This is a genomic window from Ferrimicrobium sp., assembly GCF_027364955.1.
Classification (GTDB): Bacteria; Actinomycetota; Acidimicrobiia; order Acidimicrobiales; family Acidimicrobiaceae; genus Ferrimicrobium.
Window position 1 is genome coordinate 1 of sequence record NZ_DAHXOI010000042.1, and the last position, 9,093, is coordinate 9,093.

Here is a 9,093-nt window from a genome sequence, read left to right on the forward strand (position 1 = left end):
ACCTTGGGACAGTGCCCACTCACGCAAGTTCACTATATGTAACTATAGCACATCTATACGTCAACTGTTGCTACCCTACGTTGGAGGTCAACGGTGTGAAGGCCGGTGGCAAGTACACGGTGATCCCTCACAGGGCCGTCGCGCATATCTCGTGTCGCCTGGTTCCGGGCCAGGAACCGGATGCGGTGGTGGCTGCCCTGCAAACCCATTGCGCGGCTATCACGTTACCCGGAGTCGATATCGAGCTCAACGTTGATCCAGCACATAGTCGGGCCTACACGATCGACGCCGATCATCCAGCAATCAGCGCAGCGAAGGCTGCACTAGCCAGTGTCTATCCGGACCAAGAGGTGTTGCTCGCCAAGATCGCTGGCACGCTGCCACCGGTGACGCTGTTTGAGGAGTTCCTGGGAGCCAAGACGCTCTTTTTCTCCTTCTCAACGGCCGATGAGAGGTTGCATGCCCCCAACGAATACATGCGCATCCGTCGGTTGCGGGAGGGCATGCTCGCCTGGGAACAACTCTGGCGCCTATTGGCCGCCGGACCGTACCGACTTCAGCCTTTGGCACAGAGAGAATCGAGGATCAGCGATGGCGAATGAGGACCGACCGGACTTCACCGAACCAGAGAATTCCCACCCCTACATGGCGTATGCCTATCTTGGCCCCGACTCCGGTCTCTCCACGATTGAGTTGGCGCCTGAATTCGATCGAGTCCCCGCATACAAGGAAGAGCTAACGGAGAGAGAACGGGATCGGGCGCAGAGGCTTCTTGCCGAGAGTTTGGTGATCAGCTTCCATGATCATCCGGTTCGCTTTCCGCTTCGCATGGAAGAAACTCCCGAACACTACCGAGCGGGACGTCAGTACACGGCCTATGCCGGCCTTCAGGCCTCGGGCATGACGGTGGTGTTCGACAACATGATGGACGGTACGGCCTGTGTCACCGGCAAAGCTCCATGGCGCTGGGACGATGTGATCGCTGATCTCGGTCACCGGCTCGCCGATCTCGCACACCAGGATCGGGTCGTTCCGATTCGCTCCTTGGCCGATATCGACCGGGTCTATGGATCTGGCCAAATCGGGATCGTCTTCGGCCTGGAGGGGGCGATGCCGATCGAGAATGAGCTGGACCGGCTCGATATCCTTTTTGGCTTGGGTATTCGCCAGATCGGCATCGCCTATTCAGACGCCAATGCGCTCGGGAGTGGTCTCAATGAGCCCACTGACGGGGGCCTCACCTTGTTTGGAAGGCGGGCGGTGCGTCGAATGAATCAACTCGGTCTCGCGATTGACGTGTCACACTCGTCGGATCGGACGGCTCTTGATGCATGTGAGCACAGCGAGCAGCCAGTGTTTATCACCCATGCGGGAGCACGGTCGATATGGAACACACCACGGATGAAGCCTGATGCGGTCCTGCGTGCGGTTGCCGAGAGCGGTGGGGTGATCGGTATGTCAGCGGCTCCACACACCACCCTCTCTCCAGCGCATTCTCGCCACTCTATCGAGTCGGTGATGGACCACCTCCTCTACTGTATCGATCTCGTTGGCATCGAACATGTGGCCTTCGGACCGGACACCCTTTATGGCGATCATGTGCAGATGCACAAGGTTTTTGGTTCACTACTCGGCATCGGTGAGCGGCCCCAGACACCCCCGTACGAACCGGTCCCCTATGTCGATGGGCTTGAGAATCCGACGGAGAACTTCACCAACATCTCGAACTGGTTGGTCAAGCATGGATTTACCGATGAGGAGATCCGAGCCCTCATCGGCGGCAATATCTATCGCGCGCTCGGATCAGTGTGGCCGAAGTGATCGATGGCGAGCATCGGTAGCCCGGTCTCCACGCACCGGATGGGCCCATAGACGTTAAACAAGGAGAAGGAATGCGTGTCGTTATCAACGAGAATGAGCTAAACGTTGAGGTTTTTGGTGCAGAGGGTCTTCCTGTGCTGATCGCCCATCACGGTGGAGGTGGGATCGGGTCGCTCAGCGAACCAAAAGCGACCTTTGCTCCCTTATCAGATATGGTGAGGGTAGTGGTCTTTGACGCCCGGGGTTGTGGACTGAGTGAAGGTAAGCCTCCGTTTTCTCATGCCCAGTGGGCCGCCGATATCGATGGACTACGTGAGTGGATGGGTGTTGAGCAGGTCTTAGTCGCCGGGGGATCCTATGGGGGCTTCATCGCCATGGAGTATGCGATTGCCTATCCTGACAGAGTGCAAGCAATGATATTGCGAGATACCTCCGCTGACAACTCGAACCTTGCCCGTGCCTATGAGAATGCTCGCAACCAGACGCGTATCGAAATTAATTGGGAGAACTTCGATCGCTACTGGAAGGGAGAGATCTACGACGATGAGGATCTGAAGGCGAGGTGGGCTGAGATCATCCCACTCTATGATTTTGAGTATGACCCCGTAGAGGCACAGCGTCGGGTGGATGCGGGCATCTATCGACATGAGGCGCATAACTGGTGCTTTCAGCACAATATGCCAACCTATGATTTGCGCGCACAACTGCCGAAGGTTCGATGCCCAACGTTGGTGACGGTCGGCCGAACCGACTGGGTGACTCCCGTCTCGTATGCTGAAACCATTGCTGCACTGATTCCAAACGCGGAACTCGTTGTCTTTGAGAGGTCGGGACATTCACCCCAGATCGAGGAGTTCGCCGCGTTCCAGGCGGTGATGCGGGAGTTTCTTACGAAAGCCCTTGACAAACAAAACCCACAAGCGTAGGGAGCTCCGCTCCCTCTCTCGTGGTCGCACCGGGTGCCACTCGATTATCGCCCGGGCCCTTGTCGATTGGTCAAACCACGTCGGGGAGAACCTGGTTGCTCGCTCATCCCTGCTTGCTCGCTCACCTGTGTGCAGCTGCATCGAGGTGGTCGATGGATCCTTACTGGCTGCTGGCAAACACTGCGGGTTAGCTGATTGGTGACATCATCCGGTTGGTGCCATAGGTCATCTGGTATCGATGAGCGTCGAACCCCTGGTGTTCCTAACCCGAAGGAACTCCTGGAATTCTCCCTTGTGGAGCTTGATGTGAACGGATTCCACAATCCCTGTCTACGGTAGGTAGATCGCTCGCCCACCTGGAGGAGGAACGCAGACCTCGCATAAGTGCGGTAGAGGGGAGATCGACGGCTGTCATATCCAGGCCGGAGATGCCTTGCCACCCTATCTACTTCATCTAGATCGGGATTGGAAGTAAGCGTTCAACATTTGCATGGGCGATCTTGTGTCGATCGCCGAGGGAAAACGGTATGGTATCGAGAAAGGCTCGAGCCTCTTCGTTGCGAGCAAAAGGATAATCAACGGAGAAAATAAGTCGGTCGACACCGAGAACCATCGCGGCACACACCAGCGGGGGGAGAGTGAAGTAGCCCGAAGTGGTGACGTAAAAATTCTCACAAAAGGTTTGGCTGATCGAGCGAGTCAGCTCGGGAGTGACGCGCCCCAGGGTGGACTCTGCTCTCGCGAGCGAAAATGGTAGGTTCTCTCCCATGTGGCCGATGATGATCTGGAGCCCTGGGAATCTCTCGAAGACTCCAGCGACGATAAGACGCAATGCGTGCAGGCCTGTTTCTGCATGCCATCCCCAACCACTTGTTGAGAGAACCTGCGCGACATCGGGCTTGAGATCGCGATAGTATGCGTCAAACACGGCCGGGACAGGGGGCGTCGGGTGAAGGTAGATCGGGACTCCCAGCTCCTCCGCCTTCGCGAACGTGGGATACAGGCTGGGTGAGTCACAGAAAACACCGTTCGCATGGCCATGGATCATCGCTCCGTAGAACCCGAGGTCGTTGATCGCCCGCTCAAGTTCGGCTGGACAGGATTCCGGTTCTGGAGTGGACAGCGAGGCAAATCCTCCAAATCGATCAGGATGGGCAGCAATAATGGTGGCAAGCCGGTCGTTCCACCTCGTCGCCTCTGCAGCACTGGTAGCATTCGGTGGCGTCGAGGCGAGTACCTGAAAGGAGATGCCATAGCGATCCATGTCAGCGATGCGCTGCTCACCCACCTCGTCAAGAAGCGTGCCGAGCTCATTGGGGTAGTTCGTTGCGCCACCCCGCGCTGCCTCAAGGTCACGTGGGGCAAAGTGTTCTTCGATAGCGATGATCCGCATTCCTGGCTCCCTCCAGCTGGCACTTGGGACCATCCTACCGAAGGGATGCCCCGTTCGCCGACGAGGATGCGCGTGTCTTCGGTGCCGGTGGATTGACGATCCGGACTGATGAAGGAGGGCGTATCGGCTTGTTATGGATCGATCGTCGATGTAAGAGCTATCATCGCGTTGTGTTTACGCTCAGTGATGGTGACGCTGAGTCAGATTACGTGGCCCAAGCGCTGTGAAGCTGGCACCAGGGAACCAGCGATGTATCTCTTGCGTGTTCACGTTGCTGGTGCGTGCCCTGAGAAGGGTTTATTGTGGCATCGGAGTGTGGCGGCGTAGACCGCGGAAGGCCTCTCCGATCTACCATGCCTTGTCGGATCACGTCGACAGTGGGGGAGGTGGCACCCAGGCTTGTTGGTGACAGGAAGGCATGCCGGCACCACACGATTCACCTCCGGCATCCCTCAATTGGGTTAGGCGGCGGTGCCTTCACTCCGAGCGATGGCTCGACCGTATTCACGCGCCGTTGTCTCTGCCGCTGCACGCATAGTGGCAGCCAGCTCCTTGAAATCATCCAGTGCGGGGTTCACACCGACCAGGGTGAACTCTGTTTCAACGATGCGAAGGTCGAGTTGGAAAACATCAGCGAATATGCGCCGCATCCATGGGGTCGCATGGTCCCATCCCTCTCGCGGTGTTCCTTCCCCGTAGGCTCCTCCTCGAGCGGTCACCAGCACGGCTGGTTTCCCTGCAAGTGGGCTTGTCGCAGCACTCATGCGCGCATCGGTGATGATCAGATCGATCCAGGCCTTCAGGTGTTGGGAGACACCATAGTTGTAGAGGGGAGCCGCCACAATGATCGCATCTGCATCGAGCAACTCGTCGGTGAGTTCGGTGACGAGCGCTACTGCATCACGCTGTTGGGGCGTCCTCTCTTTGGAAGGTGTATAGGCGGCCATCACGGCTACTGGCCAGATGGTGGAAGGGATCGGATCCTTGCCGAGATGGCGGGTGATGACACGGCCGTCCGGGTGAGCGTCACGCCACTCCTGTTCGACGATGTCAGCCATCTGGCTGCTGTGCGATCCCTCGGTGCGAATACTGGCGTCAAGACGGAAAAGTTGCAAGGTCGTATCCTCCTGCTAGCTACTATTAACCAATATACTAGGAAAACACTAGCAATAAGCCGCAATCTGTGACCGACCGGGTGGAGGTGCTTCGGTTAGCATGAGCCCCATGGAGTCCTCGCGAGATGCATGCGCCGTTCGGCACTGTGATGCAGGGCTGGTGCGCGCCTTCGAAGTACTAGGGAAGCGTTGGAGCGGGCTCGTGCTGGGAACACTCAGTAAGGGGCCAGCGGGTTTTTCGGAGATGCGAAGATCCCTCGCCCCGATCACCGATTCGGTGCTGTCAGAACGGTTGAACGAGTTGGTCGCGGCGGGACTCTTGACAAGATCCGTCAAGGCTACACGGCCACCGGGGGTGAGCTACGAGCTTACTGATGCAGGGACTGCGATCATCCCCATCCTGGACGAACTAGCCAGATGGGCGACGGAACATCTCGTGAGTCGGGAGGCTGAGCTCGCCAAGCACGATCCCACGATCGTGTCGCGCGCTGATCGTTAGCCCCACCCTCGATTGGATGGCTGAATCGTCATGGTAGCGACTGACCGAGTGGTGGCACGCCAGGGTGATTGGCCCGCAGTTTCGAGAGGTATTGCCATCTTGGACTTCAGTCTCCACTCTTGATCGCTGCGATATGACCAACGAGATGACTGTTGATGACGCCAAGCCGCATTGGCCACACTTGCCGACCGGGCTGGCGATTACGCCCAACATGCGAACCCAGAGCGTCGGGATTACGGCATGATCATCAACCCGCCGCGGCGTCGCGCACACTATCGAAGTGGTTCGTCTGGCCAAAGGGACTCACCGTGTTGGCTTGGGGCCCAGAATTGGTTCATCGATCTTACCAATATCCTGTCGCCCTTTGGCGGCAGGGCTTGAGCCCGATGGGGACGCTTCGCCAGTGAAGATGCCGACGGGGAGCCAGCCTGTATTTATCCCATCGAAGGATTCTTGGCATGAGGCGACTGTCTTTGCCCATCGATCACCGGTGCATCGGGAGATCTCTCGCGTTCAAAACGAGCGTGTCCCCGATGCCACGGGCGAAGCGTAGCGAAGAGTTGGTCCAACTCGGCAAGCGGAGCGGGTCGGGCGAGATAGAAGCCTTGACCATAGCGAACTCCAACATCGACGAGGGTGTTGAGCTGTTCGATAGTCTCGATCCCCTCCGCGACCACCTCTGCTCCGATCTCGTTCCCAAAGGTCACGAGCGCACTCGCCAAGGCTCTTCGCACCGGATGGGTGTCGATCCCCCTGGTCAGCTCTCGATCGATCTTGATGATGTCTGGGGCGACCTGGAGGACGACGGCAAGACTAGCGAAGCCAGTACCGGTGTCATCGATGGCGATTCTACAACCAAGACCTCGAAGGTTCCGACAGGCTCCCTGGAGCTGTGGTGAATCCACAATGTCAGTGTGTTCGGTGAGTTCGACGATCACTCTCGTTGCGTCAACGGTACCAAGGATCTCACCCAGTTCGTCCGATACAAAGGTCGCTGGCCCCGCGTTGATGGCGAGAGAGACCGAATCGGGCAACCGTGTGAGGAGTTCCAGTCCGCGGCGGATCGCGAAGAGTTCCAGAGCAACCCCGAGGCCGACCGAAGATGCTTCATGAAACCAGTAGTCCGGAGCCCTACTTGGGGTGGTATTGAACCGAGCGAGCGCCTCAACTTCGACGATTTGACGGTTCGCATCCAGGCTCATGATGGGCTGTGCCACCATCGTAAGCGCACCCGTTCGCATGACCTTCTCAATCCGGCGACGTGTACTGGCGCGTCGCTGGGTCTCGGGTTGGAGCACCTTAGTGATGAAGGCCGAGCGGGCGAGGGCAAAGGGGCACGCATCTGGGGTGACTTGGGAGGCGAGCTGGCCTCGGGTGGTGGCGATCTCGGCCTGCTCGGTCACGTCGATGAAGTCAAGGACCGCCCCGGTCACGCTGGCAACAAAGTCAGCCACACCCGAGAGTTGGAGCACGTCTTTGGGCGAGAAGGCATGAGGGAGGGATGAGGCGAGGAGCAAGACACCAATGCCCTCTCGTCCTCGAAGAAGGGGGACATAGATCATGGAGTTGATCCCCAGCTCCGCCCAGAGTGCCTTACTCGGGTTGGCAGCGCTCGTTGCCTCATGACAGATCTGAATTACACCGGACCTCATGGCCTGACCAGAGGTGGTCCTTGAGACGCTCACCCGTCTATCAGCGGGGCGACACAATCGACCCGAGCCAGCAATCTGGTAGAGGATATCCCCTTTGGCGATCTCAATTGCCACGCCATCGGCTGCGGGGACTAGCTCCATCGTCTCACCCATGAGTCGTTCAAATATCGACTCTGGCCCACCGGCCTTCCAACCTATCTGCCCTACTCCCATGGCAGCTCCTCTACTCTTGTCGTGGCTTCGTTGAAGCAACGATTGCTTGTTCTCATGCCATGATGCGGATAATATCACCTATCGGTCGGATGGTCATAGAAGGTTAGGCGATTCTACGATTGAGTCTGTCCATCTGGCCGTATCGCAGAGGCTTTGATCTGCACCAAGGCCACATGGCGACTTCGGCGAGAAGCTGCGGTTCTTTAGCTCCACCAGCAGGACCTCTCTTAGTGAGCGTTCAGCGTCGTTCCCTGGGATGTCAAGCTTGAGGCAAGGGCGAGAAGCTGGTGGCGGGCGAGGAATGTAGAGCTTTGGTGATCGAAACGGATGTTCTGACACGCCACGAACGGCCTTGCCCAGGCATGGCTGCGGCGCTATCCTTGGACCACCCCTGATGCTCGGACGCGGGGAGTTCCCACTCGTCGAAGCCGGATAGTTGTGCGGGTACTTGATCCATGTCGCGACACTCCTCGGGTCTTCCGGCAAAGATGGCAGTGGAGTGAATGGAGCGCCAGAGCAACCTTGATCATTCGATTTGAGTTGGGCGCTCAGGCGCCGAAGTTGACTACAAGGAGTAGACGAGGGGTCGATCTTGGGTTGTGAAAGTTGTCAGGGGTTCGCACCGTCTGGGCTACGAAACGTGAGCGAACAACATGTCCTTGTGATTCATCAGGAGGAGTTGCGACGAAGGGTTGCCGGTGGTTTGCGCAAGGCGGGGATCGGATGCCGGCAGGAGGGGCACGTACTCATGCCCCAAGATGTCGACCTCGCGTACGTGGTCTCGGTCCTTGGTAGCGATGCGCGGCTAACTCCCTACCAACGTGAACAGATCCGCGTCATCGTCCACGATGCGTCAGTCGCCATTGACATCAATACCTTGAGCAGCGTGACGACGGTCGAGCACCTCCTCGGTACACAGGATGCTCCAGAGGTCCAAGATTGTCTCGAACGTAAGGCGTTGGAGACGCATTTCCAACCGATTGTCTCCGTTGAATCCTCGCAGGTGATTGGCTACGAGGCGCTTAGCCGAGGGCGAAGCCGTTCTGGGGCTTTGATCTCTCCACTACGGTTATTCTCCTATGCGCAGAAGATGGACGCTATCTTTTTTCTCGATCGTCTCTCCCGGGAGACGGCGATCGAGACGGCAGCAAGAATCGAGCTCGATGGCCGGCTCTTTATCAACTTTCTTCCCAACGCCATCTACGATCCACGCCAGTGTCTGAGGACGACACTGGCGATTGCTGAGCAGCATCAGTTCGATCCCAGTCGCATCGTCTTCGAAGTCACCGAGAGTCAGCAGATCCTTGACTTTGCACATCTCAAGAGGATTTTCCGTTACTATCGCAGTCATGGTTTCCAGGTCGCACTCGATGACGTTGGCAGTGGCTACGCGGGCCTCAACAGTTAGCGATTTCATGGTAGTCCATTCCATCGCCTCGCAAGACCACTAAGCGGCTTGCTCCGGGGCACCTGC

General features: G+C 57.8%; 9 protein-coding genes. 6 read left to right on the forward strand and 3 right to left on the reverse strand.

The features are described 5' to 3' along the window. Positions 1 to 11: 11 nt before the first annotated feature. From M7Q83_RS13285 to M7Q83_RS13295, 3 genes are all read left to right on the forward strand, one after another. Positions 12 to 602: a M20/M25/M40 family metallo-hydrolase gene (locus M7Q83_RS13285; protein WP_298339837.1), complete on the forward strand. Its 591-nt coding sequence runs from the start codon at positions 12 to 14 to the stop codon at positions 600 to 602. Next, positions 592 to 1,821, forward strand: coding sequence for a membrane dipeptidase (locus M7Q83_RS13290; RefSeq protein WP_298339810.1), 1,230 nt, complete (start codon positions 592 to 594; stop codon positions 1,819 to 1,821). The genes M7Q83_RS13285 and M7Q83_RS13290 overlap by 11 nt, the downstream gene beginning before the upstream one ends. A gap of 71 nt (positions 1,822 to 1,892) precedes the next feature. Beyond that, positions 1,893 to 2,747: an alpha/beta hydrolase gene (locus M7Q83_RS13295; protein ID WP_298339813.1), complete on the forward strand. Its 855-nt coding sequence runs from the start codon at positions 1,893 to 1,895 to the stop codon at positions 2,745 to 2,747. Between the two features lie 454 nt (positions 2,748 to 3,201). Here the strand turns inward: M7Q83_RS13295 and M7Q83_RS13300 are convergent, their stop codons facing one another. Further along, positions 3,202 to 4,140: an amidohydrolase family protein gene (locus M7Q83_RS13300; protein ID WP_298339816.1), complete on the reverse strand. Its 939-nt coding sequence runs from the start codon at positions 4,138 to 4,140 to the stop codon at positions 3,202 to 3,204. 108 nt (positions 4,141 to 4,248) lie between these two features. On the opposite strand from M7Q83_RS13300, the gene M7Q83_RS13305 reads away from it, so the two are divergent. Continuing rightward, on the forward strand, positions 4,249 to 4,467 hold the full coding sequence (locus tag M7Q83_RS13305) for a hypothetical protein (RefSeq protein ID WP_298339821.1): 219 nt from the start codon (positions 4,249 to 4,251) through the stop codon (positions 4,465 to 4,467). Positions 4,468 to 4,601: 134 nt separating this feature from the next. Here the strand turns inward: M7Q83_RS13305 and M7Q83_RS13310 are convergent, their stop codons facing one another. Beyond that, positions 4,602 to 5,255, reverse strand: a complete 654-nt coding sequence (locus tag M7Q83_RS13310; protein ID WP_298339824.1) for an NAD(P)H-dependent oxidoreductase — start codon at positions 5,253 to 5,255, stop codon at positions 4,602 to 4,604. A gap of 109 nt (positions 5,256 to 5,364) precedes the next feature. On the opposite strand from M7Q83_RS13310, the gene M7Q83_RS13315 reads away from it, so the two are divergent. After that, complete coding sequence (locus M7Q83_RS13315) at positions 5,365 to 5,754, forward strand: helix-turn-helix domain-containing protein (RefSeq protein WP_298339827.1); 390 nt, start codon at positions 5,365 to 5,367, stop codon at positions 5,752 to 5,754. Positions 5,755 to 6,188: 434 nt separating this feature from the next. On the opposite strand, the gene M7Q83_RS13320 is transcribed toward M7Q83_RS13315, so the two are convergent. Continuing rightward, positions 6,189 to 7,619 (reverse strand): EAL domain-containing protein, encoded by a 1,431-nt coding sequence (locus M7Q83_RS13320; protein WP_298339830.1) that lies wholly within the window; start codon positions 7,617 to 7,619, stop codon positions 6,189 to 6,191. A 640-nt stretch (positions 7,620 to 8,259) separates the two neighbouring features. Here M7Q83_RS13320 and M7Q83_RS13325 point away from each other — a divergent pair. After that, the gene (locus M7Q83_RS13325; protein ID WP_298339833.1) at positions 8,260 to 9,027 is read left to right on the forward strand and encodes an EAL domain-containing protein; all 768 of its coding nucleotides are present in this window, start codon (positions 8,260 to 8,262) and stop codon (positions 9,025 to 9,027) included. Positions 9,028 to 9,093 lie beyond the last annotated feature (66 nt).

Excerpts from the sequence above, each read along its gene's own strand:
- M7Q83_RS13305 (WP_298339821.1), top strand. The coding sequence starts at position 4,249 with ATGAAGGAGGGCGTATCGGCTTGTTATGGATCGATCGTCGATGTAAGA.
- M7Q83_RS13315 (WP_298339827.1), top strand. The coding sequence starts at position 5,365 with ATGGAGTCCTCGCGAGATGCATGCGCCGTTCGGCACTGTGATGCAGGG.
- M7Q83_RS13290 (WP_298339810.1), top strand. The coding sequence starts at position 592 with ATGGCGAATGAGGACCGACCGGACTTCACCGAACCAGAGAATTCCCAC.
- M7Q83_RS13300 (WP_298339816.1), bottom strand. The coding sequence starts at position 4,140 with ATGCGGATCATCGCTATCGAAGAACACTTTGCCCCACGTGACCTTGAG.
- M7Q83_RS13320 (WP_298339830.1), bottom strand. The coding sequence starts at position 7,619 with ATGGGAGTAGGGCAGATAGGTTGGAAGGCCGGTGGGCCAGAGTCGATA.
- M7Q83_RS13295 (WP_298339813.1), top strand. The coding sequence starts at position 1,893 with ATGCGTGTCGTTATCAACGAGAATGAGCTAAACGTTGAGGTTTTTGGT.